At 63.3% G+C, this 21,285-nt stretch carries 22 protein-coding genes; 13 read left to right on the forward strand and 9 right to left on the reverse strand.

What is annotated here, in order from left to right:
* Positions 1-3 precede the first annotated feature (3 nt).
* The 7 genes from NO932_RS03410 to hemP form a co-directional block, all read right to left on the reverse strand.
* On the reverse strand, positions 4-1,281 hold the full coding sequence (locus NO932_RS03410; protein WP_309209662.1) for a hypothetical protein: 1,278 nt from the start codon (positions 1,279-1,281) through the stop codon (positions 4-6).
* A gap of 147 nt (positions 1,282-1,428) precedes the next feature.
* Entirely contained in the window at positions 1,429-2,028 is a 600-nt protein-coding gene (locus NO932_RS03415; protein ID WP_309209664.1) for a hypothetical protein, read from the reverse strand.
* A 90-nt stretch (positions 2,029-2,118) separates the two neighbouring features.
* A complete protein-coding gene (locus tag NO932_RS03420; RefSeq protein ID WP_309209665.1) occupies positions 2,119-2,907 on the reverse strand; it encodes a heme ABC transporter ATP-binding protein in 789 nt (262 codons plus the stop codon).
* Between the two features lie 6 nt (positions 2,908-2,913).
* On the reverse strand, positions 2,914-4,005 hold the full coding sequence (locus tag NO932_RS03425; RefSeq protein WP_309209666.1) for an iron ABC transporter permease: 1,092 nt from the start codon (positions 4,003-4,005) through the stop codon (positions 2,914-2,916).
* A gap of 5 nt (positions 4,006-4,010) precedes the next feature.
* Positions 4,011-4,871, reverse strand: a complete 861-nt coding sequence (locus tag NO932_RS03430) for an ABC transporter substrate-binding protein (protein WP_309209667.1) — start codon at positions 4,869-4,871, stop codon at positions 4,011-4,013.
* Positions 4,872-4,879: 8 nt separating this feature from the next.
* A complete protein-coding gene (locus NO932_RS03435) occupies positions 4,880-5,935 on the reverse strand; it encodes a ChuX/HutX family heme-like substrate-binding protein (RefSeq protein ID WP_309209668.1) in 1,056 nt (351 codons plus the stop codon).
* Between the two features lie 9 nt (positions 5,936-5,944).
* A complete protein-coding gene (hemP, locus tag NO932_RS03440) occupies positions 5,945-6,124 on the reverse strand; it encodes a hemin uptake protein HemP (protein ID WP_309162580.1) in 180 nt (59 codons plus the stop codon).
* 231 nt (positions 6,125-6,355) lie between these two features.
* Between hemP and NO932_RS03445 the strand changes: the two genes are divergently transcribed.
* A complete protein-coding gene (locus tag NO932_RS03445) occupies positions 6,356-8,545 on the forward strand; it encodes a TonB-dependent receptor domain-containing protein (protein WP_309209669.1) in 2,190 nt (729 codons plus the stop codon).
* Positions 8,546-8,601: 56 nt separating this feature from the next.
* Positions 8,602-8,916, forward strand: coding sequence for an antibiotic biosynthesis monooxygenase (locus tag NO932_RS03450; RefSeq protein ID WP_309209670.1), 315 nt, complete (start codon positions 8,602-8,604; stop codon positions 8,914-8,916).
* A 55-nt stretch (positions 8,917-8,971) separates the two neighbouring features.
* Here the strand turns inward: NO932_RS03450 and NO932_RS03455 are convergent, their stop codons facing one another.
* Complete coding sequence (locus NO932_RS03455) at positions 8,972-9,910, reverse strand: dihydrodipicolinate synthase family protein (protein WP_309209671.1); 939 nt, start codon at positions 9,908-9,910, stop codon at positions 8,972-8,974.
* A 366-nt stretch (positions 9,911-10,276) separates the two neighbouring features.
* Between NO932_RS03455 and NO932_RS03460 the strand changes: the two genes are divergently transcribed.
* The 9 genes from NO932_RS03460 (at position 10,277) to NO932_RS03500 (ending at position 18,903) form a co-directional block, all read left to right on the forward strand.
* Positions 10,277-11,386: a branched-chain amino acid ABC transporter substrate-binding protein gene (locus NO932_RS03460; protein ID WP_309209672.1), complete on the forward strand. Its 1,110-nt coding sequence runs from the start codon at positions 10,277-10,279 to the stop codon at positions 11,384-11,386.
* An 87-nt stretch (positions 11,387-11,473) separates the two neighbouring features.
* A complete protein-coding gene (locus NO932_RS03465; RefSeq protein WP_309162574.1) occupies positions 11,474-12,388 on the forward strand; it encodes a branched-chain amino acid ABC transporter permease in 915 nt (304 codons plus the stop codon).
* Complete coding sequence (locus NO932_RS03470) at positions 12,388-13,356, forward strand: branched-chain amino acid ABC transporter permease (protein WP_309209674.1); 969 nt, start codon at positions 12,388-12,390, stop codon at positions 13,354-13,356. Before NO932_RS03465 ends, NO932_RS03470 begins: the two co-directional genes overlap by 1 nt.
* 1 nt (position 13,357) lies before the next feature.
* Entirely contained in the window at positions 13,358-14,146 is a 789-nt protein-coding gene (locus tag NO932_RS03475; RefSeq protein WP_309209675.1) for an ABC transporter ATP-binding protein, read from the forward strand.
* The gene (locus tag NO932_RS03480) at positions 14,143-14,868 is read left to right on the forward strand and encodes an ABC transporter ATP-binding protein (protein WP_309209676.1); all 726 of its coding nucleotides are present in this window, start codon (positions 14,143-14,145) and stop codon (positions 14,866-14,868) included. The genes NO932_RS03475 and NO932_RS03480 overlap by 4 nt, the downstream gene beginning before the upstream one ends.
* Before the next feature lie 31 nt (positions 14,869-14,899).
* On the forward strand, positions 14,900-16,195 hold the full coding sequence (locus NO932_RS03485) for an FAD-binding oxidoreductase (RefSeq protein WP_309209678.1): 1,296 nt from the start codon (positions 14,900-14,902) through the stop codon (positions 16,193-16,195).
* Positions 16,196-17,197, forward strand: a complete 1,002-nt coding sequence (locus tag NO932_RS03490) for a 4-hydroxyproline epimerase (RefSeq protein WP_309209679.1) — start codon at positions 16,196-16,198, stop codon at positions 17,195-17,197. It begins immediately after the preceding gene.
* Positions 17,198-18,229 (forward strand): proline racemase family protein, encoded by a 1,032-nt coding sequence (locus tag NO932_RS03495; RefSeq protein ID WP_309209680.1) that lies wholly within the window; start codon positions 17,198-17,200, stop codon positions 18,227-18,229. It begins immediately after the preceding gene.
* 8 nt (positions 18,230-18,237) lie between these two features.
* Positions 18,238-18,903 carry a GntR family transcriptional regulator gene (locus NO932_RS03500; RefSeq protein WP_309209681.1) on the forward strand — a complete coding sequence of 222 codons (666 nt, stop codon included), beginning with the start codon at positions 18,238-18,240 and terminating at the stop codon, positions 18,901-18,903.
* 5 nt (positions 18,904-18,908) lie between these two features.
* Here the strand turns inward: NO932_RS03500 and NO932_RS03505 are convergent, their stop codons facing one another.
* Entirely contained in the window at positions 18,909-19,649 is a 741-nt protein-coding gene (locus NO932_RS03505) for a FadR/GntR family transcriptional regulator (RefSeq protein ID WP_309209682.1), read from the reverse strand.
* A 165-nt stretch (positions 19,650-19,814) separates the two neighbouring features.
* Here NO932_RS03505 and NO932_RS03510 point away from each other — a divergent pair, with 165 nt between their 5' ends.
* Together NO932_RS03510 and NO932_RS03515 are read left to right on the forward strand one after the other, a co-directional pair.
* Complete coding sequence (locus tag NO932_RS03510) at positions 19,815-20,789, forward strand: tripartite tricarboxylate transporter substrate binding protein (RefSeq protein WP_309209683.1); 975 nt, start codon at positions 19,815-19,817, stop codon at positions 20,787-20,789.
* A 21-nt stretch (positions 20,790-20,810) separates the two neighbouring features.
* Complete coding sequence (locus NO932_RS03515; protein WP_309209684.1) at positions 20,811-21,281, forward strand: tripartite tricarboxylate transporter TctB family protein; 471 nt, start codon at positions 20,811-20,813, stop codon at positions 21,279-21,281.
* The last annotated feature ends 4 nt before the right edge of the window (positions 21,282-21,285 follow it).

A 21,285-nucleotide genomic window follows, 5' to 3' on the forward strand; every position in this document is an offset into this window, starting at 1 on the left:
GCCTCACTCCTCCTTGAGGTAGTTGTCGCCGCCGATCACCAGCAACTCGTCGCTGCCGGGCTCGGGCAGAAAAAGGCTCTGCGTCACGGTTTGCCCATCCTCACCGGTCAGCATGAGCTCATAGCCCTCCACCCGATAGGTGCCCGACCGGAGCGGATCGGCACCGGCCCCGGCCACCGATGTGGTCGCATCGGCACCATCGAAGCTGGACATGAACCCCGATGAACCCGTCAGCGAGAACCGGCCGTCGGGCGTAAGCGTCAGAATCCGTTCGGACGAAACCCCACCCGAACTGGTTGCCGTCATGCCGCTCGATGCCCAGAAAAAACGCCAGGTCCCCTCGAACGTCGTCCCCGCCGACAGCGGCGGGACGCGATCATAGGTCGTATCGCCGATGACCAGTTGCTCCTTGCCGCCGCTGAACGGTTCCCGGCTGACCTCGAGTATGCCGTATTCGTTGGCCACCTCGGCCATTTCGATCGTATCGGCCGATGAGAACACCCCTCCGCCCAGCAGCCTGTAGGTGCCGCAATCGGTCGGTGCGCTGGCGCAATGGTCGGGGATCGTCCCGGCCGGAATGACGGTGCTGAAAAGCCCGCCGGAATCGAGCGCAAGCACCCGGTTCTCGGCCACGAAGTCCAGGCCACCGAACACGTTGGGCATCAGCGTCGAGGTCAGCGTGGTGTAGATCCCTTCGAGCCCACCGGCCCCCTCGGGCGGCGCAAGCGCGAAGGCCTCTTCGTCGGACGAGAACCGCACGCTGCGCACGATATCGGAAAACGCCGCCTCGGCCACCTCGGAATCCTCGTCGTGAAGCTCCATTTCGATCAGCATGATGTACTGCCCGAGCCCTTCGGTGGCGATGCCGGCCAGCGTGGCGGAAACCGTCAGGTCCTGCTGGCTCGTGCAGCAGCGCAGCTCCATGCGGATATCGTGGCCGTTGACGGTACGCCCTTCGCTGTCGATCAGCGGGTCGTCTTCGGCCAGGTCGGGAAACAGGCCGAAAAGCTGGTCGAAGCTGGCGTCGAAATCGGTGGCGTTGGTGACCGGGAGGATCTGGATCAGCGCCGCGCCGGCCTCATCGCGCCCGGCCGCTTCGTCACGATCCCAGGTCCTGCGCAGGATGATGCTGCCCGATCCTTCCTGGCGTTCCCAGCCCGTGTCGGGCAGGCTGAACGTGACGCCGCTGAGCGTTACGTCCTCGGCGTGGGCGTCCGCCAGGGGCAGAACGCAAATGAGGCAGGCAAGGCATGATCTGAGAAAACCCGGAAACTTCGACATTGGCGATCCTCCCCGCTGCCCAATGACATTCCGCTCCCCATTGTGATCGCTCACCTTAGCGCGATTACGACACTTGTGATGTCCTGGGCGGCGGCAGGACCGGTCAGGAGCGCAACCAGGGCAAGAACGCGCATCGATGTCGCTCCACTAATTAGCGGGTTCCGGCAGCGGTGCGCTGGCCAGGGCCTGGATCTGATCGGTGCGGAACGTCCCCAGGCTTTCGAGGAATGCGCGGCCGTTTTCCTCGCCATAAGCCCGGTGGGAGAGGGCGAAAAGGAGTATGCCCGCATTGCCCTCGCCATCTTCATAGGGCGCATACCGATAGGCATTCCATTCGATAACGAGTTCGCCCTCGGCGGTTCTGTCGCTGAGCAGAAAATCCAAAAGCGCTTCCCCGCTCGCCTCATTCTCGATGAGGTCCATATTGAGCAGTGGATCGTTGGGACGGCCCTGGTTGAGGTTTTCCACCTGCGCCGCGGCGGCCTGCAGCGGCTCGATGGCGCCGATCAGCGTTTCGATGATGACCATGTCCTCGAAAGCCTCGACGGTCTGTCCGGCCGGGACATATTCATGCTTGATGTAATTGTCCTGCGGGTTCGAGCTCCACGCCAGTTCGTATTGCTCGCCACCCAACGCGATCGGCCCGGGCAGCCCGAGGTAATCGTTGATCTGGGCAAACGGAGCCGTCACCGACAGCGCATAGCCCATCGCAATCGCTGCCAGGCGCAGCGCGAACCCAAAACCCATTGCCATCCCTCCCGCTCGGTTCCACCGGACTTTATCCGACCATTTTTGTCAGGAGTACGACAAGCCTTTATTCGTACGCCTTGATCGCGGCTACCGCGCCGATTGCGGCAGCAGGAAGGGCATGCCGGCCGGCGGCGTGCTGTTGAGGCGCAGGGGGCAGGCAAAAACCGTTTCGATCACCGCATCGGTGATCGCGGTGCGGCTCGTTCCTTGGGAGACCACCTGACCCTGGCTCATCACCGCGATACGGTCCGCATACATCACCGCCAGGTTGAGATCGTGCAGCACCGCGATCACTCCGCCGCCCGCCTGCGCATAATCGCGCGCGATGTCCATGATCAGGAGCTGGTGGCGGATATCGAGGCTCGAAATCGGCTCGTCGAGCAGCAGGTAGCGCGGCTCGCCCTCGAGCACCGGCGCCCAGACCTGGCACAGCACGCGCGCCAATTGCACCCGCTGCTGCTCGCCCCCTGAAAGCTCGTTGTAGTACCGGCCGCCGAACCCGGCGAGATCCACACGGGCCAGCGCCATCTCCGGCAGGCGTTCGGCCTCACGTTCGGACACTCCCGATATGCCGCCCGAGAGCCCCAGCCGCACAACCTCGTGCACTGAAAATGGAAAGGTCAGCACGCTCGATTGCGGCAGCACCGCGCGGATCGCCGCGCTCTGCCAGGGTTTGAGGTTCTTGAGCGGATTGCCGTTGATGCTGACCTCGCCACGGGCGGCGATTTCCCCGGTCAAGGCCTTCAGCAGTGTCGATTTCCCCGACCCGTTCGGCCCGACAATGACGGTCACCTCGCCCGGCCGCGCCGAAAAATCGACCCCTCGCAAAATCTCGCGCCGCCCGATCGCGTATCGGATATCGCTTGCGTGATACATGGCTGACTACCAGGCCAAATGGTTTCTGCGCCGAAGCAGGATATAGAGGAAAAACGGTCCCCCCACGCTCGCGGTGATGATGCCGATGGGCAGCTCCGCCGGTGCCACGATCACGCGGCTGATCGCGTCCGCGCCGAGCAGGAACGAGGCGCCCAGCAAGCCAGAGGCCGGCAGCAGATAGCGGTGATCGGGCCCGATCAGGATGCGCAGAAGGTGCGGCACGACGATGCCCACGAACCCGATGCCCCCGCTCACCGCCACGGCCGCGCCCACACAGGCGGCAACCGCCCCGATGGCGACATTCTTGAGCCTTTGGACATCGACACCCATGTGGTGGGCCGAGGCCTCGCCCAGCGTCAGCGCATTGAGCCCCCGCCACAGCATGAGCGAAACCACGATCCCGGTGACCATGAATGGCGCGCTGGCGATGACTTTCATCCAATTGGCTCCGGCCAGCGAACCCAGCCCCCAGAAGGTGAGGTCGCGCAACTGCACGTCGTTGGCGATATAGACCAGCATGCCCGTCACCGCGCCCGAGAGCGCTCCGATGGCGATGCCCGCCAGCAGCATGGTGGCGATGGCCGTCTGCCCGCGCTGGGTCGATACCCGGTAAAGAATGATCGTCGTGAGCGCGCCGCCCCCAAACGCGGCGATCGGCACCGCGTAAATGTCTAGCACGGCGCTGATCGGCGCCAGCACCGTTCCGCCGAGCACGATGAACAGCACGGCGCCGAGCCCGGCGCCGGCCGAAACCCCCACTAGGCCGGGATCGGCCAGCGGGTTGCGGAACATGCCCTGCATGACGACGCCAGAGATGGCGAGTCCGGCCCCGACCATGGCGCCCAGCACCATGCGCGGCAGCCGGATCTCGTTGATGATCAGCATGGCCCGTGCCGCCGAGGCGTCCTCGGCGCCCCCCAGCCCGAGCCAGATCGCCGCCGCATCGAGGGCCGAAACCCCCGAGGCGCCGGTGAACAGGCTCACGAGGATTGCCACCCCGAGCAGCGCCACGAGGCCAGCCAGCACCAGGCGCGCCAGCCCGCTTCGGTCGCCCTGGCGGCCCGAAGCGATGGCGTGCCGTATGGCGATCATGCTCATGGGGTTCAGTCTTCCCCGGCGTAGATGGCTTGGGAAAGCTCGCGGGCCGCCGAAGCGGCGCGCGGGCCGAAGCCGAGCAGATATTCCCCTTCCATGCGGATGATGGCGCCGGTCTGTCCCGCCGTGGTCAGCGAAACGGCGGGATGGTCGAGCAGTTCGGCATCATTCACCGCATGGTCGCCGCCCCGGTCCATCATCAAAATGACGTCGGGATTGGCATTGATGATCGCTTCTTCGGTGAGCTGCCGATACCCCTCATATTCGGTGATCGCGTTGTCGGCTCCCGCCAGTGCGATGATCCCATCCGCCGCCGTCCCCGTGCCCGAGGCGTTGAGCCGTCCGCCAGCCATCGAAAGGATGAACAGCACAGATTTGCGCTCGTTGATTTCGGCGGTCAGCTCCTCCACCGCAGCAAAATCGGCGGCGATCCGGGCGTTGAGCGCTTCGGCCTCCTCGTTTACCCCCAGCGCGGCCCCCACCATCTCGACCTTGGCGGCCACCCCCGCCGCATCATAGCTTTCCGGCACCGTGACAATGGGTACGCTGGCGCTCTGGAGCACCTCGAGCGCCTCGAGCGGTCCCGCTCCCTCGAGCATCAGAAGCGCGGTGGGCTCCACTGAAAGCACCCCCTCGGGCGCCAGGGCGCGCATATAGCCCACATCGGGCAATTCCGCCGCCGCCTCGGGATAGGTGCCGGTGGAATCGCGGGCAACGAGATAATCCTCGGCCCCCAATTCGAAGACGATTTCGGTGAGCGAGCCGCCGATGGTGACAAGGCGTGAAGGATCCTCGAAAGGTGTAATCTCCTGGCCCAAGGCCAGGGCAGGGGCGGAAAAAACGGTCAGGGCAAGAAGAATGTGGCGCATGATGAACCTCAGGCGGCTGCGGTGGCGTTGATTTCGGGCAGGGCTGCAAGCGTCTCGCGCCATAGCGGACGCTCGTCATGGCCTTCGATCCGCTTGCCGAAGAACTGGATGATGAGCTTGCCGCCCGCGTCATAGGCTTCGAGTGAGGAAACGAAGCCGGCGCTGGTCGGCTTGCGCACCACATAGGCGTGCTCGATGTGGTCGGTGCGCAGGTGCATGTGGAAGGTTTCGTCCATGACGTTGAGCCACGGCCCCATTCGCGCCACCTTGTGCACCGGTCCCGAATGGATCTGGATGCAGCCGGTATTGCCCACGAACGCCATCAGCGGCAGCCCGTTGTCGACAACGAGGTTGAACATCGTCTCGACGGCATCGGTCGCGACCTGCCGCACGTATTCCGGCCCCACCATGCGCAGCGCCTGGTGGCGCGGCAGATTGAGGTCGCGCAGCATGCCGAAGAACTGATGCGTATCGGTCAGCCGGCTCCAGGCGTCGCGCAACGCATCGGCATCGGCCTGCGGCCGGGTGGCGTCCACGGCTTCGACGTCGGCGACCACCCCGGTCGCCTGCTCCGCGCTCTGGTCGGCAGAGCGCAGCTTTGCAACCAGCGCCTGATAGGCGTCGAGGTCGGATTCGGGCCGCAGATGAATCTTGTGCACCGCGTCCCCGGCCGCATCGAAAAACTGCAGCGAGTGCTTGGGCCCGTCTTCGCCCTGCTTGGTGACGGCAAACCCCGAAGCCCACTTGCCCTGGAAGATGCGCAGGTCGATCTGCTCACCCAGCACCATGGCGTTGTGCGCGCCCACCAGCACCTTTTCATAAGGCCCGATCTTTTCATGCACGGCGCTTTCGTTGCGCGTCAGCGCCATCACCGTCCCCAGCGTCCTGGCGCCTTCGAGAATCGCCGAGATATCGATATCGAGCCGGGTGGCGCTTCCGCCCACATGCGCCGCCACCAATTGGGCCTCGCTGATCTTGTGAATGCGGGCGAAATCGCGTTCGCGCATCTGCGGCTGGTTGGCGCGCAAATCGCGGATTTCGGAGGGCGTCAAAGGTGAGGTCATCTCAGCGTCCTATTTGTTTAAAATCAGCTTGCCCTGCCGGGTGATCCTGAGCCTGTAGATCGTGCCTTCATGGTCGATGGCGATCTCCCGGAACTGCCCGAAAAGCTGGGCAGTCGAAACGGTCTTTGGGCGGTCGGAGCCCTTTTCCCGGGGTTGTGGCTCATCTCTGGAAGGCAAATTCGGGACCATTGGCCGGCGCGTGGAAACCTTGGTTCGACCCGCCTGGGCGGGCGCGTTCAAATGATGACTTAATCAGTCACCTTAAATTTGATGTCAATAGTTGACTCTAAGAATCAAGTTTAATATTGCACCCACTCCAATCCCGATTATGGCCAAACGGAGGCGCGGGATAAGTCGACGCAAGCCAGCCTGAAGCCAGCCAGCATCGCATGACTAGTCCGATCAAAGGAGCAATGGCAGATGCAGGTCCGCGTACGTGCGACAGGCAATTTCAACTTTGGGGGCGGCACGGGCGGAATTGTCCGCGGCGCCCTTCTGGCAGGCGTGGCCTATGGCGCCATGGCCGGCGTGACATACGCTCAGGATTTGCCCCAACCCGATTACTGCGCCGAGCCGGTCGAGGCGTCCAATGTGGCGCTGTGCGATGTCGCCCAGGGCTCAATGCTGCTCGACCGCATCACGGTCGTCAGCCGCACCGGCGAAACGCCCATCGAAGCCTTGGCTTCGGTCAGCCAGGTCGATGCGGAAACCCTCGCTCGGCGCATGCCCTCGACCGCCAATGACGTCTTCTTCGGCGTCCCCGGCGTCGCCATCCAGACCGACGCCCGCCGCGCCGGCTCGGCCGCCAACATCCGCGGCCTCCAGGATTTCGGCCGCGTCCAGGTGATCGTCGATGGCGCGCGGCAGAACTTCTCGCGGTCCGGCCACGGCACCTCGCAGATGTTCTTTGTCGATCCCAACCTGCTCGAATCGGTCGAAGTGATCCGCGGTCCGGTCGCCAACACCTACGGCTCGGGCGCCATCGGCGGCGTCGTCATGTACAACACCAAGACCGCCGACACCTTCCTGCGCCCGTCCGAACAATACGCGCTGGAAACGACCCTGTCCTTTGACAGCAACGCCACCGGCATCACCTCCAGCACCACCGGAGCGGTCAGGCTCACCGAAAACTTCGATGTCCTGGGCAACATCGCCTTCCGCGACTTCGGCCAATACACCGATGGTGACGGCAACACCGTCGATGGCACCGATTTCAACGCGATCAGCGGCCTGCTCAAGGCCACCGTGCGCCCCACCGAGAACAGCGAACTCAACCTCGCCTGGAGCGGTCTCGACGATGGGTGGGAGGAAAGCAGTGGCACCAGCGCCATCGACGTTTACCAGAATACGTTCACGGGTCAGTACGAGTTGGTTGACCCGGACAACCCAATGCTCGACCTACATATCAACGGCTCGTTCAATACCGTCGACATGACGTCAACAACGCTGGTCGATCGCACCCAATATTCCTCCGAAACCGGCCTGCCGATCACCATCCCGGCTGGCTCGGACACCACCTACGACCTCACCACCTATGGCCTGGATATCTGGAATACCTCGCGTTTCGACACCGGCGCCGTCCAGCACGAGCTGACCTATGGCGGCGATTGGGTGTTCGACGAGGTCGTCACCGACTCCTACCAAGGCGGCAGCGACGTCTATACGCCTTCGGGCGATCGCACCGTCTGGGGCGCCTATATCCAGGACAAGCTGACCTATGACTGGCTCGAAGTCATCGGTTCGGTTCGCTACGATTCCTACAGCCTTGAAAGTGATGAGAATTCTGCCTCAGGTGACCGCTTCTCGCCGCGCCTGACGGTTGGCGTGTCGCCCTTCGCCGAAGGCCCGCTCTCCGGGCTGCAGGTCTATGGCACCTATGCCGAAGGCTACCGCTCGCCCTCGACAACCGAAACGCTGATGAGCGGCCTGCATCCTTCGGGCGTCGTCTTCCCCTTCCTGCCCAATCCCGACCTGCAGCCGGAAACGGCCACCACCTGGGAATTCGGCGTCAACTATGCGCTCGATGGCCTTGTGACCCCCGATGACAGCCTGCGGCTCAAGGCGGCCTATTTCGACAATTCGATCGACGACTACATCGGGTCGCGGACGCTTTCAGCCTTCGATCCGACGAGTGGCTGCACCTTCGTTCCGGGCCCGGGCGTCATCCCGATTTGCTACCAGTACGACAATTTCGCCGAAGCCGAGATTTCCGGCTTCGAACTCGAAACCCTTTACGACCAGCAGACCTGGTTCGCCGGCCTCAGCGCATCGGTGGTCGAAGGCCATACCATCGAGGGCGGCGTCGAAACTCCGCTTGCGAGCATCCCGACCACTCAGGTCACCGGCCAAGCCGGCGTGCGGCTGCTCGAAGGGGCCCTCACGGTTGGCGGCGAAGTGCAGCACAATTGGATGCCCGAAGGCGTCGCGGCCGATGACTATACGCTCGTCAATCTCTTCGCGAGCTATGAGGCGACCGAGGACGTGTCATTCAACCTGCGTGTCGATAATCTCTTCGACGTTCAGTATGCCAACCCGCTCAGCGCTTCGACCACATCCCCGGTCTACGAACCTGGCTTCAGCCTCAAGCTCGGCGCCACCGTACGCTTCTGACATTCCCGCGCCGGGGGGAATTCCCCGGCGCTTCCACCAAAAAGGGGACAAGCCTCATGTTCATCGCCATGAACCGGTTCAAGATCAAACAGGATGCAACCGAAGCCTTCGAAGAAATCTGGAAGTCGCGCGATTCCAAGCTCGCGGAAAATCCTGGCTTCGTCGAATTCCACCTGCTGCGCGGCCCGGAAAACACCGATGAGGGTTATGTCCTTTACGCCTCGCACACCGTCTGGAAAAGCCGCGAGGATTTCGAAGCCTGGACCCGCTCCCAGAACTTCCGTGACGCCCATGCAGGCTCAGGGGCCGGCCGCGACATCTATCTCGGCCATCCGCAATTTGAAGGCTTCTCGGTCGTCCAAGGTGCCTAATCTGGACACTTGAGCGGGCAGGTGAACAATTCCGCCTGCCCTCGACGTCTCAAATTTACTGCGCAGCCGACCAATCCGCGTACCATGCCCGGAACAGCTCGAACTGTGTGCGGGCATATTCGCGCTGGCTGTCCGACAGCCTGTCAGTTTCGATGAAATGGTGCTCGTAGCAGTCGTCGCCTGCCAGCGTTGCGAGATATTTGTAGTAGAGCACCAGGTCCGGCCCGGCATCGAACGAGGCCAGCACATGCATGGCCTGGTCGAGCTCCTTGGCGGCAGTCCGCGCCTTTGCATCACCTTGAGCCGCCTTGCGCGAAAGCTCGACAAGGTGCAGCACTTCTTTGGGCAGCGCATTGCCGATGCCGGTGATCGCGCCGCGCGCGCCGCAATTGACGAAGCCGTGATAGACCATGGTGTCCACGCCCACCATCAGCGTGATCTCCGGATCGGCGCTGGTGATGAACTCGGCGGCATAGCGCAGGTCGTCGGCGCCGCCGAATTCCTTGAAGCCGATGAGATTCCTGTGCTCGGCGCGCAGCTCGAAAAACAGGTCCGCGCGCGTGGCAAAGCCGTAATAGGGGCTGTTGTAAATCACCGAAGGCAGCTCGGGCGCCGCCGCAAGGATCGCTTTAAAATGTGCCTTCTGGGCTGTCGCGCTCGGGCCCCGCGAAAGGACGCGCGGGATGACCATGAGGCCGGCGGCGCCCACTTTGGCCGCATGGGCTGCGTGGCTCACAGCGCTCGCCGAATTGATCGCCCCGGTGCCCACGATCACCGGAATGCCCGCGCCCACGAGCCGAGCCACTCCTTCCTGGCGCTGCTCGTCGGTAAGGAGCGGCCAGTCACCCATTGAGCCGCAATAGACGATGCCGGACATGCCGGCCGCGATCAGCCGCTGTCCCTTGGCGACCAGGGCGTCATAATCGGGTTTGCCGTCGGCGGAGCAGGGGGTCATCAGGGCCGGCATGCAGCCGTTGAAGATTTCGGTGTTCATGGTCGTGTCTCGTCGGTTCCCGCCGGTTAAAGCAGCCTGCGGCTCTTGCTGAAAGATCGGAGCCGGATGCGGATCGTATTCCTCGTCCAGCATAGCTCAGCTTGATATATCTGATATCGATCGTCAATATGTCAGGGGTAATCGACACCCCATCAACACAGTTCTTGTGACAACTCCCGGCAAGACGCTTGCACAGATATCCATCTCATGCATGATAGATATATCAGCGATGCACATGCAGCGACGGAAATCCATTCCAGCAAAGCCGCGGAAGCACCGCCGATTCTGGGCTGTCCCAGATCACCGTATGTGGGGTACGGTCATCCATCCGGAGGGGTCCGGATGCTTAACAAAGGGAGTTAAGTCATGCACATCATCAACAAACTCAAAGTCGCCAGCCTCCTGGGCGTCGCCGCGCTGACCGCCGGCGGAGCGCAGGCCATGGATATCGGCGTCATGGTCCCGACCACCGGGTCGGAAGCCACCTACGGTCAGGATATGATCAACGCCGTCCAGATCGCCATTGACGAGATCAATGAGGCCGGCGGCCTATTAGGTGAAGAGCTGGCCATTGTGACCGGCGACGATGCCTGCGATCCGCAGCAGGCGGTCAACGCCGCCACCATGCTCGCCTCCTCGGGTGTCGTCGGTGTTGTCGGGGGCTATTGCTCGGGTTCGACGCTCCCCACATTGCAGATCTATGGCGATGCCAACATTCCGTTCGTGATCGCCGCCGCCAATTCCACCCAGCTCATCCCGGAAAATCCGGGTAACGCCTTCATGATCAATTCGACCGGCGCCGATCAGGCCACCAAGGCCGTCGAGTTCCTGTCCGGCCAGGGCGTCGAAACGCTTGCCATCATCGACCAGGGCGATGCCTATTCGCAGGACCTTGCCAGCCTCACGGCCAGCGCTTGGGAAGAGGCGGGCCATACCGTGGTCGCCACCGAAACCGCCAATCGCGGCGAGCAGGATTATTCGGCCATCGTCACCAATATCCGTTCCGCCAACCCCGACGCGGTGTTCTGGACGGCCTATTTCGCCGATGGGGGGCTTTTGATCCGTCAGTTGCGCCAAATGGGCTATCAGGGCGTCATCGCTGTGGGCGACGGTTCGAACTCGCCGCAGCTTTTTGAAATCGCCGGACAGGCCGCCGAAGGCGTCTTCGCCTTCTCCAATCCCACGGCGCAGTTCATCCCCGAAGCCGCCTCGTTCATCGAGACCTATCAGGCCGACTACGGAACCGCCCCCGGCCCCTACGCGCCGCTCGCCTATGACGGCATGAAGCTCCTCGCTTCGGCCATCGAACAGGCCGGTTCCACCGAGCCGCAGGCGATCATCGATGCCCTCGCTGCGGCCGATGGTTTTGAAGGGCTGGCCGGTCCCATTTCCTTCACCGAGGAAAACACGCTCGCCCGCTCGAACTTCATCGTGCTCGAAGGGCAGGGTGGAGCGTGGACCCGCGCCCAGGAATAGTCCGGTCAACCGGCTGATGCGCATGTCCGGCGCGCGGGTTTCGCGCGCCGGCTCCCTGCCGCATTGCCCAAAAGGAGACGATCGCGCATGACAGCGTTCGATGTCGTGATGCAGCAGGTCGTGAACGGGCTGGTCCTGGGTTCGTTCTACGCTCTTGTTGCGCTGGGCTATACGATGATCTTCGGGGTCATCAAGCTGCTCAATTTCGCCCATGGCGACCTTTACATGGTCGGCGGTTTCGTGGGCTTTCTGGTGCTTTCCGCCATTTCGGGGATCGTCGGAGCCGGCTGGACCGGCGTTGCGATCGCCATGTTCTTTTCAATGATCGCCGTGGGCTGCCTGGGAGTGGTCATCGAGCGCGTCGCCTATCATCCGATGCTGCGCGCGCCGCGCTTGTCCATCCTCATCACCGCGCTTGCCGTCTCGCTTGTGCTCCAGAACACCGTCCTCTCGCTCACCCATGGGCAATACACCGCCTTCCGCTCCGATTTCGGCTTCGGCGGCGTCAATCTGGGCAACCTCTTCATAACCTACAACCAGATGATCCTCGTGGGCATTGCCGCGTTCCTGATGATCGGCCTCGAACTCTTTGTCTCGCGCACTCAATATGGCCGCGCCATGCGCGCCGTGGCGATCGACAAGGACATGTGCCAGCTCATGGGCATCAACGTGTCCGGCATCATCGCCGTCACCTTCCTCATCGGCTCGGCGCTCGCCGCCGCCGCCGGCACCATGGCCGGCGCCTATTACGGCTCGATCTGGTATTTCATGGGTTTCCTGATCGGTTTGAAGGCCTTCACCGCCGCCGTGATCGGCGGCATCGGGTCCATCCCCGGCGCCATGCTTGGCGGGTTGATCCTGGGCCTTCTTGAATCCTTCGGCACGCTCCTGCCCGGCGTCGGTAGCGCCTGGAAGGACGTCTTCTCCTTTGCCATCCTCATCCTGGTGCTGGTGTTCAAGCCGACCGGACTGCTGGGCAAATCAGAACAGGAGCGGATGTGATGTCCAACCAGACCCAAACCGCTGTCCCCGCCCATGGCATCGGCCCGTTCCTGCAGGATACCCGCGTGCGCTGGGTCGTGGGCCTCGCGCTCCTCGCTCTGCTGATCGTCGCGCCGAGCATTTTCGGCCCCTATGGCACGGTGATCCTCACCAACGCGCTGCTCTATGTCGTTTTGTGCTTGGGCCTGAACATCGTCGTCGGCTATGCTGGTCTGCTCGACCTGGGCTATGCCGCCTTCTTCGCCGTCGGCGCCTATACCATCGGTATCCTCACCGTCCAGTTCGGCTTCAACTTCTGGGTGGCCTTTCCCTTCGCCATCCTCGCCGCCATGCTGGCCGGCGTCATCATCGGCGGCCCCACCCTGCGCCTGCGCTCGGACTATCTGGCCATCGTGACCTTAGGCTTCGGCGAGATCGTGCGGTTCTCGGCCCGTAACCTCGAAATCACCGGCCGCGCGACCGGCCTCTCGGGCATTCAGGACCCCTGGCTGTTCGGCTGGCACATCAATATCGGCATCGAATACTACTATGTCTTTGCCGTGCTCGCCGCCCTGGCGGTCGTCGCGTCCTTCCGGCTCGCCAATTCGCGCCTGGGGCGGGCTTGGCTCTATGTCCGCCACGACGAGGACGCGGCCGAAGCCATGGGCATTAACCGCGTACAGGTCAAACTCGCAGCTTACGTCATCGGCGCCATCTTCGGCGCGGTCGGCGGCGCGTTCTTTGCCACCAATCTCGGCGCCATTTCCCCCGAAAGCTTCTCGTTCGAGCAATCGGTGCTCGTTTTGATGGCGGTGATCCTGGGTGGCATGGGCAAGATACCGGGCGTCATCCTGGGCGCCTTCATCATCATCCTGGGCCCCGAATTGCTGCGCAATCTCGGCGAATTCCGCCTGCTGGTCTTTGCGGTGGGGTTGCTGCTCATCATGCTGTTCCGCCCCTCGGGCATCTGGCCGGGAAGGAGGACTTGACATGGAGCAGGACAACCTTCTCGAACTTTCGGGCGTCACCCTGGCCTTTGCCGGCAACACCGTTCTCGATGACGTCAATTTCGCAATTCCCAGCGATGCCATCGTCAGCCTTATCGGCCCCAACGGCGCGGGCAAGACCTCGCTCTTCAATTCCATCACCGGCTTTTACAAACCGCAAAAGGGCAGGGTGATGTTTGCGGGGCAGGATCTGCTCAAGCTCAAGCCGCATCAGGTCACCCAGGCCGGCATCGCCCGCACCTTCCAGAATGTGCGCCTGTTCCGCGAAATGACGGTCATGGAAAACGTCATGAGCGGCATGCACTGCCGCACCAGGGCCGGGGCCTTGGCCGCCGTCCTGCGGCTACCCTCGCAACGCCGCGAGGAAAGGGAGATCTACGACTATTGCCTCGATTGCCTCGAATTCGTCGGCATCGCCGATGAGGCCGGCCGGGAAGCCACGACGCTTGCCTATGGCCATCAGCGACTGGTCGAGATCGCCCGCGCGCTCGCAACCCAGCCCAAGCTCCTCCTGCTTGACGAACCGGCCGCCGGCCTCAATTCGGGAGAAAAGGCGGCGCTGATCGAATTGATCGGCCGCATCCGCGCCGAACGCGGTGTTTCGGTTCTGCTCATTGAGCACGATACCGGCCTCGTGATGAAGATCTCCGAACGCATCAGCGTGCTCGACCACGGCAAGATGATCGCCGAGGGCACCGCCCGCGAGATCCAGTCCAATCCCAAGGTCATCGAAGCCTATCTGGGCCAGGAAGACGCCGAGGAGGTGCTATGACCAAACCCGCAAACGTCGTTCTGAAACTGAGCGGGCTCGAAGCCGGCTATGGCCGCATCCGCGCGCTCGAAGGCATCGATCTCGAAGTTCGCGAGGGCCAGATCGTCACCCTCCTGGGGGCCAACGGGGCAGGCAAGTCGACCACCCTCAAGACCATCTCCGGCCTCGTTCGCGCCAGCGCCGGAAACGTCGAATTCATGGGCGAGGACATCACCAGAAAGAACGCCCATGACATCGCCCGGACCGGGCTCGTCCACGTCCCGGAAGGCCGGCACGTTCTGCGCGGACTTTCGGTCAAGGAAAACCTCGAACTGGGTGCCTTCACCGTCAAGGATCCCGCCTTGCGCAAAAAGCGCATGCGCGAGGTGTTCGATCTTTTCCCGATCCTCGAAAAGCGCCAGAACGGCGACGGCTCGCTGCTCTCGGGCGGCGAACAGCAGATGCTGGCCATCGGCCGCGCCCTGATGCACGGCCCTCGCGTCCTGCTGCTCGATGAACCTTCAATGGGCCTCGCGCCCAAGCTGGTTCTGGAAACCATGGGCATCGTCAAACGCCTCAACGAAGCGGGAACCACCATCCTTCTCGTCGAACAGAACGCCCGCCTTGCCCTTAAGCTCGCCCATTACGGCTATGTCCTCGAAAGCGGAAAGATCCGCATGCAGGACGATGCATCGCGATTGCGCGAGGACAAGTCGATTATTCAAGCTTACCTTGGGGAGTAGGTCCGAACAGACCGGACGATATGAGCCTGCCATGACCACCTCCCCAACTCCTCCTCATCTCGAAATGCTTCCCCCTTCCGCCGACGTGGTGGTCGTGGGCGCCGGCGTCATCGGCACATCCACGGCCTTTGCGCTGCAGGCGGCGGGGCGGTCGGTGCTGGTCATCGACCGCAAGGGCATCGCCGGGGAAACCAGTGCCGGCAATGCCGGCGCCTTCGCCTTTTCCGATATCATCCCGCTTGCCACCAAGGGCATGCTGGCCAAGGTGCCCAAATGGCTCGCAGATCCCTTGGGCCCCCTCTCCATCCCGCCGCGCTATCTGCCGCAGATTACCCCTTGGCTGATGCGCTTCTGGCGCGCCGGCTGGCCCGACAAGATCGAATCCTCGATCCGCGCTCAGGCTGAAATGATGCACTTCTCGCAAGCGGCCACCGACTGGCTGGTCTCCGAGGCGGGCATCGCCGACAAGGTCCAGACCATCGGCTCGCTCGAACTTTATGAAAGCGAAGCCGAGTTCAAGGCTTCGCTCCCTGGCTGGGCCGAGCGAGAAAAGCACGGCATCGGTTTCGAGCATGTGCGCGGCGGCGCGCTCGCCGAGCAGCAGCCGGGGCTTTCCGACCGCTTCGTCGCCGGCACCTATGTGCCGCAATGGAACATGGTGGACGATCCCTATTCCTACACCTGCGCCCTGGCCACAGCGGGGCACCAGCGCGGCACCCAATTCGCGCTCGGCGCCGTCGCGGCGCTGCGCCCCACCGAGAACGGTACTGTGCTGACGCTGGAGGATGGCCGCACAATCATCGCCCGCCAGGTCGTCATTTGCGGCGGCGCGTGGTCCAAAACGCTCGCCGCCCAGTTGGGCGATCGCATCCCGCTCGAAACCGAGCGTGGCTACAACACCACCCTGCCGCCCGATGCCATAACGCTGAGCCGCCAGTTGATCTTCGGCGGTCACGGCTTCGTGGTTTCTCCGCTCTCGACGGGCATCCGCATCGGCGGCGCGGTGGAGCTGGGCGGCCTCAAACTGCCACCCAACTACGCCCGCGCAGACGCGATGCTCAAGAAAGCCAAGGCCTTCCTCCCCGATCTCAAGACCGAAGGCGGCCGCCAATGGATGGGCTATCGTCCCTCGCTGCCCGACAGCCTGCCGGCGATCGGCGTCTCAAGCGCCAGCCCCGACATCGTCTATGCCTTCGGCCACGGCCATCTCGGCCTCACCCAATCGGCGGGCACCGCGCGGCTGGTCACCCAATTGCTGGACCGGGAAACACCAGCGATTGATCTCTCCCCCTTCCGCCCCCAGCGCTTCGCGTTTTCGAGGATATAAATGGCGCGCAACAGCTTCTTCTGCATCGATGGCCACACCTGCGGCAATCCCGTCCGGCTCGTTGCCGGCGGCGGCCCTGAACTCAAGGGCACGACCATGCTCGAGCGCCGCGCCCATTTCCAGGCCGAGTATGACTGGATCCGCACCGGTCTGATGTTCGAGCCGCGCGGCCACGACATGATGTCGGGCTCGATCCTTTATCCGTCCTCGCGCCCCGATTGCGACATCGCCATCCTCTTCATCGAAACGTCGGGGTGTCTCGCCATGTGCGGCCACGGCACCATCGGCACGGTGACCATGGCCATCGAGAACGGGCTGGTCAAACCGCGCGAGCCTGGCGTGCTCAGGCTCGAAACCCCCGCCGGCCTGGTGGTCGCCCATTACCGGCAGGAGGGGCAATATGTGGAGGAAGTCCGCATCACCAATGTGCCGTCCTTCCTCTATGCCGAAGGCCTCACCGTCGATTGCCCCGGCCTGGGGCCTATCACGGTGGATGTCGCCTATGGCGGCAATTTCTACGCCATCGTCGAGCCGCAGGAAAATTTCACCGACATCGCCGATGTCACCGCCGGTGACCTCGTGCGCTGGAGCCCGCAATTGCGCGCCGCGCTCAACGCGGCCCACAGCTTCGTCCATCCGCTCCATCCCGAAATCAACGGGTTGAGCCACATCCTTTGGACCGGCGCCCCCCGCGAGCCCGGGGCCCATGCCCGCAACGCCGTGTTCTATGGCGAAAAGGCCATCGACCGCTCCCCCTGCGGCACCGGCACCTCGGCGCGCATGGCCCATTGGGCAGCCAAGGGCAGGCTGAAGGCGGGCGATGATTTCGTCCATGAGAGCATCATCGGTTCCCTGTTCAAGGGCCGTGTCGAGGCAGAAACCACTGTCGGAAACTATCCCGCCATTATCCCTTCGATCGGCGGCTGGGCGCGCCAGACGGGCCTCAACACCATCACCATCGATGACCGCGACCCCTTCGCCCACGGCTTTCAGGTGATCTAGATGCGCTCGGTCAAAACCATCCACATCGTAGGCTGCCACGCGGAAGGCGAGGTCGGCGACGTGATCGTGGGCGGCGTCGCGCCCCCGCCGGGCGAAACCCTATGGGAACAATCGCGCTGGATCGCCCGCGACCGGACCTTGCGCAATTTCGTCCTCAACGAGCCGCGTGGCGGCGTCTTCCGCCACATCAACCTGCTCGTGCCTCCCAAAAACCCGCGCGCCCAGATGGGCTGGATCATCATGGAGCCCGAGGACACCCCGCCCATGAGCGGGTCGAACTCCATCTGCGTAGCCACCGTGCTGCTCGATACCGGCATCATCGAGATGACTGAACCGGAAACCCGCATGGTCCTCGAAGCGCCGGGCGGCCTTGTCGAGGTCGTCGCCCAATGCGCCAACGGCAAGGCCGAAAAGATCACGGTCCACAATGTTCCGAGCTTCGTCGACCGGCTCGACGCCCAGATCGAAGTGGAGGGCATCGGCACCCTCACCGTCGACACCGCCTATGGCGGCGACAGCTTCGTGATCGTCGATGCCCGGGCGCTCGGCTTTGCCCTCACCCCCGACGAAGCGCGCGAGATTTCAGCTCTGGGCGTAAAGATCACGCGCGCCGCCAATGAGCAGCTCGGTTTCACCCACCCCGAAAATCCCGACTGGAGCCACATCTCCTTCTGCCAGATCGCTGGGCCGCTGGGCGCCGAGGGGGGCGCGATGAGCGGCAAGAGCGCCGTAGTCATCCAGCCTGGCAAGATCGACCGGTCCCCCACCGGCACTGGCTGCTCGGCCCGCATGGCGGTGCTGAAGGCTCGTGGCCAATTGGGGGTAGGGGACCGCTTCATCGGCCGTTCGATCATCGATTCACGCTTTGTTTGCCGCATCGAGCGCGACACTATGGTCGGGGACAAGCCCGCCATCATCCCCTCGATTACCGGCCGCGCCTGGGTTACAGGAACGCGCCAGGAAATGCTCGACCCCGCCGATCCCTGGCCGGGCGGTTACAAGATCGCCGACACCTGGCCCAACAAGCTTTAGATTTTCTCATGCGGCACACACCGGAAAGCCAATCCCAGACCGCCTATCTCGCTCTCGAGCGCAAGATCATCATGCTCGAGATCGAGCCCGGCGCCATTGTCAGCGAAGCGGCGATCATCGAGCTTTCGGGCGTTGGCCGCACACCGGCGCGCGAAGCGCTTCAGCGCCTCTCGCTCGAAGGCCTCGTGGAAATCCGCCCCCGCGCCGGCATCCGCATCGCCGAAATCCGCCCCGACGATTTCTCCAACGTGCTCGAAGTGCGCCGCGTTCTCGAACCGCGCCTGACGCTGCTTTCCACCCGCTTTGCCACCGGCCCCCAGCGCCGCCGCGTCGAAGAGTGCCGCGAGGAGATGGCCCTTGCCCTCGAGCGCCGCGACACCGGCGCTTTCCTTGAGGCCGACAAGGCTTTCGACACCGCCATGGGCAATGCCTGCCCCAATCCCTACCTCGCCGCCACCCTGCGCCCTCTCCAGTCCCATTCGCGCCGCTTCTGGTACCGCTTTTTCGCCGATACGGGCCTCGAATCCTCGGTCGCCGCGCATCGCCAGGTCATGGACGAATTCATTAAAGGCGATGCCGAAGCCGCCGCCGAGGGTATGGCTGCGCTGATCGAGGCCATGCAGAAAAGCGCCCTGAGCCTGCGCAACGCCCCCGCCTTCAGCCCCGACGGCTAGCCCGATCAGGTCCGGTCTTCCGCCTTGCTCTTTTCGATCGCCACCTTGAGGTATTCGGCACTATTGTCGATATGCGCCCGCATCAGCGACTTCGCCCGATCAAGATCGCCCGCCCGGATCTTGTTGTAGATATCCACATGCTCGGCATAAGCCGCATCATAAGACTTGGTGGGAACGCTCGACGTTACCCGGATCACTTCGGTCACCAGGCCATGGAGATTGTTGTAGACGATCGACAGAACCCCATTGCCGGCAGCATCTACAAGGGCCTGATGGAATGCGGCGTCGGCTTCGGTAAAGCGCGCGTAGTCTTTCATGTCTCCCGCCCGCCGCATGTCCGCCAGCGCGGCCTCGGCCTTGGAAAGATCGAGATTGCCGCCCGAAAGCAGGAGGTCGATCACGTCGGATTCGATCATGCGGCGGACAACCATGACCTCCATCAGATATCGGGGGTTGGTCCGCAGCAACTGCCGAACGGTTACCGCCAGCGTTTCGAGGAATTCCCCCACATCGGCCCGCACCACCGAGGTGCGTTCCCCATGTCGACGCCGAACCAGCCCCTTGGTCTCGAGAATCTGCACGGCCTCGCGCACGGTCCGGGTGGAAACGCCGAACTCGCGAGCAAGCTCGCTCTCTGATGGCAGCTTTTCACCGACCGGCAATTCGCCGCCCAAAATGCGTTCCTCGACCGCCGCGGCGATCGCCGTGTGCAGCTTGTCCCGTGTTTGCGCATTCGTTGAGGTCATCCGAGGGCCTTCGAATCCGGAGCTATCCAGTCTCTCATAAGAGGAGCAGGGTCCTGTGACAAGAGTTGACATATGACTTATGTCATGAGATAGCCATTGCCGCTGGCTGATCCTTAAAATTCGATTGCTGCGCGCCAGCCTGGGCAGCTTGGGAGGAATTTTTCGATGAAAGCTTTCAAAGCAGCGCTTGCCGCTTCCTTGTTCTTTGGCGGCGCCTTCGCGACGGCCAGCCAGGCCATGGCAGAATGGCCCGAGCGCGCGGTTACGGTTATCGTGCCCTGGGCTGCCGGCGGCGGCACCGACGCTACGGCGCGTGCGGTGGCACAGAAACTCGAGGAACGCTTCGGCCAGCCGTTCAACGTCGTCAATCGCACCGGCGGCGGCGGTCTTGTGGGGCACATCACCATCGCCAATTCTGCGCCCGATGGTTACACCCTCGGAGTGATCACCATCGAGACCACGATGTTCGAAGCTCAGGGCCTGCCCGGAGCCGCGCCCGAGAATTTCACCTTGCTGGGCCGCTTCAATGCCGATGCCATCGGCATTAATGTCAGGGCCGATGCGCCCTATGAGAACGCGCGGGACCTGATCGACGCCGTCCAGGCCAATCCTGGGCAGCTCAAGGCATCCGGCGCCAATCAGGGCGGCTTGAGCCATCTGGCATGGGCCGGTTTGCTCAACCGGCTGGAAATCGATCCGCAAGCAGGCCCCTGGGTCGCCTCCGACGGTTCGGCTCCTGCCATGCAGCAGCTTGCCGCGAACGCGATCGCCATCGTCTCCACCTCTCCGGCTGAGGCGCAGTCGCTGGTCGATGCGGGTGAAGCGAAAACCCTGATGCTGATGGCCGATGAACGCAGCTCGCTCTACCCCGACATCCCCACCGTTGAGGAAGCGCTCGGCGTGGATTGGTCGCCGCTGCCCTTCCGCGGTGTGGCGGGCCCGGCAGGCCTTCCCGAGGAAGTGGTGACCAAGGTCTCCGACGCTCTGGCCGAGATCACCCAGGACGAAGAGTTCATCGCCATGATGGAGTCGCGGGGCTTCTCGGTCGCCTATCAGGATGCGGAAACCTTCACCCAAACCGTGATGCGTTCGCGCGACGATCTGGTGAGCGCCATGCAGGCCGTCGGCCTGGCGCAGTAAGGCTCGAAAGGGAGGAGCGCCATGCGTTTCGACGATCGCATTGTTGGTGCCGCATTGGTGCTCCTTGCCCTTTTCGTGATCTGGCAGGGCCAGCAGATCCCATCCGTGCCGGGGACGACATTTGGTCCCGCATTGATGCCCACTCTGCTCGGTCTCGTTATGGCGGGGTGCGGCGCGGCAGTTTTCATTGGCGGCTTACGCGCCGCCGGCAGCGTGCCGCTCATGGATGTTTCTGTGTGGAAAGGCCGGCCGCGGGCGCTGATAACTGCGGCGTGGTCCATCCTCGGGGTGGTGCTCGGCATCGCTCTCATGCCGGTCATTGGCTTCCCCATCTTCGGACTTTTATACTCGGTTCCGCTCATGCTGCTCATGGGCACCCGGCTTGTGGCGGCCGTGCCCGTCGCGCTGGTGGTGGTACTGACCGCCTATTTCGCCTTTAAGCGGCTGCTTTACGTGCCCCTGCCCGCCGGCCCTCTGACATTCCTCGGTTAACCCC

The organism is Pelagibacterium sp. 26DY04 (genome assembly GCF_031202305.1).
In the GTDB taxonomy this organism is placed as follows: domain Bacteria; phylum Pseudomonadota; class Alphaproteobacteria; order Rhizobiales; family Devosiaceae; genus Pelagibacterium.